Raw genomic sequence first — 2,584 nt, 5'->3', positions numbered from 1 at the left:
AAGAAAAGCCGAAAATACGCATGGCTGAAAAATTCTGATTCTATTGCACTGCAACTTCACCACCCTGTTCACCACCGAGGTGAGCATCGACCAGCTCAAGCAGGCCATCCTGCAACTGGCCGTGATGGGTAAGCTGGTACCCCAAGACCCCAACGATGAACCCGCCGCCAAACTGCTGGAACGCATCGCTGCCGAAAAAGCCCAGCTGGTCAAAGAAGGCAAAATCAAAAAGCAGAAGCCGTTGCCGCCAATTGCTGAAGATGACAAACCGTTTGAGCTGCCGAATGGATGGGAGTGGTGTCGCCTGGGAGCCTTAATTAATCTGATTTCAGGACAACACCTAAAACCTTCTGAGTTTAGTGAAAGAGAAAGTATCGCTATACCAGGAATTTCCCGTGAAGATGTGGAAGATGCAGTTATCGCTATATCTCCATTGAATGAACAACACCGCATCGTTACCAAAGTCAACCAACTAACAACCCTCTGCGACCAAATCAAAACCCAACTGCAACACCAGCAGCAAACCCGCCTGCATCTGGCCGATGCCATGGTGGACCAAGTACTGAACCCCACCGCCCCCAATTCACCGACCCAACCAAAGGCAGCCAATCCGTGACCATTGACGAGATTCTGGAGCAGCTTTCCAGTAACCCCGAAGGCTCATTCCCACACGCCGGCATTAACGCCGCCGTTGCACAGCAAGAGGCCATCACGCCACATCTGCTGGCCCACCTTCAGGAGCTTATAGACCTGGGCGAAGACATTGACGACGACTTCTACGACGGTCTGACCCTGTTTGCCATTTTCCTGCTGGCTCAGTTCCGGGAAGCCAGAGCGTATCCACTGATCATCCACCTGCTGACCTGCGGGGAAGACAGTGCCGAGTTTTACTTTGGTGATGCCATTACCAATGGCATGCCCCGTATTCTGGCTTCCATCTGCCACGGTGACATTGCCCCGCTCAAAGCGCTGGTGGAAAACGAAGCATTGGATGAGTTTGTCCGTGCCGCCGCCCTGGAAAGCCTGGCCACCCTGTTTACCGAACAGGCATTAAGCCGGGAAGACCTGCTGTCGTATTTTACCTGGCTGTTCCGGGAGTATCCGGTGCGCAAGGACAGCTTTATGTGGGACAGCCTGATCATCTGCTGTGCCGCTTTCCGCTTTGCCGAACTGCTGCCCGATATCCGCAAGGCCTATGAGGACGGGCTGGCCGACACAAGCGTGGCATCCCTGAAAAGCATTGAAGACGAGATCGTGTCAGAGTACGACAATCTGGATGAACTCTGGCATCTCAAACACTACATCACCGACACCACCGCCAAGCTGTCCAGCTGGGCATCGTTCCAGCCGGTAGAGCAACAGCGAACCATTCCAGAACCCAAGGGTCCTGTTACTCCAGACAGAACGCCAAAGGGTACCGTATTACACGATAGAGGTACTTTCTTGAGAGCCGACCCCAAAACAGGCCGCAATGACCCATGCCCCTGTGGCAGTGGCAAAAAGTTCAAGAAGTGCTGTGGACGATAGGCAGTAAACACCTACCCTTAACCGGAACCCGCAACAGGCATACCTCCATGGCCGATTTTTTCCGGTTCCCACAAACACCTCATATTCACTGGCTCGGTTCTGGTGAGCCCCGTGGCGACAAGCTGTTACCAGCCAGCGAAGTAAATCAGCTACTGCTGGCAGAGCTGACTGTGGAAGAAAAAGTCGATGGTGCCAATGTCGGCTTCTCTGTCGGGCCTGATGGAAAACTCAAGGCTCAGAACCGCGGTGCCTGGATTGAACGAGATACCGGCGGTCAGTTCAAACACCTCTGGCGGTGGGCAGGCCGTTACGAGGCGGATTTGGTTAGTCTGCTGGGTGAACACCTGATCCTGTTTGGGGAGTGGTGTTATGCCCGTCACTCGCTGGCTTATCAGTCCCTGCCAGACTGGTTTGTCGGTTTTGATATTTATGACCGAAAGGCCGACAAATTCTATTCAGTTCCTCACCGTGATGAGCTGTTTGCCCTTCCGGGCCTTCAACCAATAAAACCGCTTGCTACTGGCACCTTTTCAATGGAGCAGTTAGTGGGAATGCTGAGCACACCATCTCACTACGGTGCCATCAACATTGAAGGCATCTATCTGAGACAGGATCAAGGGGAATGGCTGAAGCAAAGAGCCAAGTTGGTCAGAAGTGATTTTACCCAAACGATTGGCGAGCACTGGTCCAGAAAAGGCATTGTTCCCAATGAGATTTTCGGCCACAGATAACAGCAGCCTGCCGTTCGGCTCCCGGTGATTTTTTGCCACTGAAACGGCTCAAGCTACACCACTAAAAAAAGGGGGGGAGAAATCTACTTCAGGTTTTTCGACGACTGGACACGCACAAAGAAAAAGATATCCGGCCAGTCTTTGATCACTGAAGACCGTAAGAAGTAATTGTTTATGAGTGACAAAAGGCTGTATTGCAGATTAGAGCCTGATACCCATTAGTACCGTTACAGCCCAATCGAAAGTGGGCACAATAATGGGCACAAACAGGCAGATACAAAAAAGCCCGAAGTGCTTACTAACGCTTCGGGCTTTGCTGTGTATGG

3 protein-coding genes are annotated in these 2,584 nt (G+C 52.1%); all 3 read left to right on the top strand.

Annotated features, from left to right (window positions below; genetic code table 11):
- Window positions 1–43: 43 nt before the first annotated feature.
- The 3 genes from KDK15_RS17040 to KDK15_RS17030 are packed head-to-tail and all read left to right on the top strand — an operon-like array spanning window position 44 to window position 2,258.
- A complete protein-coding gene (locus KDK15_RS17040; RefSeq protein ID WP_257296588.1) occupies window positions 44–616 on the top strand; it encodes a hypothetical protein in 573 nt (190 codons plus the stop codon).
- Complete coding sequence (locus KDK15_RS17035) at window positions 613–1,527, top strand: DUF1186 domain-containing protein (RefSeq protein WP_257296587.1); 915 nt, start codon at window positions 613–615, stop codon at window positions 1,525–1,527. The genes KDK15_RS17040 and KDK15_RS17035 overlap by 4 nt, the downstream gene beginning before the upstream one ends.
- Entirely contained in the window at window positions 1,479–2,258 is a 780-nt protein-coding gene (locus tag KDK15_RS17030) for an RNA ligase family protein (RefSeq protein ID WP_257296586.1), read from the top strand. Before KDK15_RS17035 ends, KDK15_RS17030 begins: the two co-directional genes overlap by 49 nt.
- Window positions 2,259–2,584 lie beyond the last annotated feature (326 nt).

The sequence above is a fragment of the Endozoicomonas sp. YOMI1 genome (assembly GCF_024606345.1).
In the GTDB taxonomy this organism is placed as follows: Bacteria; Pseudomonadota; Gammaproteobacteria; order Pseudomonadales; family Endozoicomonadaceae; genus Endozoicomonas.
Note: the sequence above shows the minus strand (reverse complement) of the source record. Positions and strands in the feature narration are given on the sequence as shown.

Excerpts from the sequence above, each read along its gene's own strand:
- KDK15_RS17030 (WP_257296586.1), top strand. The coding sequence starts at position 1,479 with ATGCCCCTGTGGCAGTGGCAAAAAGTTCAAGAAGTGCTGTGGACGATA.